At 72.9% G+C, this 251-nt stretch carries 1 pseudogene; it reads right to left on the reverse strand.

Features of this window, described 5'->3' with window-relative positions:
* Positions 1 to 236, reverse strand: a pseudogene (locus KVS71_RS17985) (glutamate--tRNA ligase); the annotation flags it as partial.
* Between the last annotated feature and the right edge of the window lie 15 nt (positions 237 to 251).

The raw sequence follows: 251 nt of genomic DNA on the forward strand, positions 1-251 counted from the left end.
GACCCACGGCGGCCGGTGATGGCCCCACGCGGCGGCCCGTAGGCCACGCGGGGCTGCAGCTCGAGGTTCTCCACGAGCGCCGTCGTCAGCGCCTCCTGGATCCTCTCCGGGGTGAAGTCCGTGACCGGCTCCAGGGCGGTGACGCAGGCGTCCTGCACCTCGGCCGCGTTGGCCGGCAGCCCCTTGAGCCCATCCGCGTCGTACGACACCTCGTCCTGGAACAGGTAGCCGAGCATGCCCGGCACCTCCCC

The organism is Microbacterium sp. GbtcB4 (assembly GCF_019091465.1).
Classification (GTDB): domain Bacteria; phylum Actinomycetota; class Actinomycetes; order Actinomycetales; family Microbacteriaceae; genus Microbacterium; species Microbacterium paraoxydans.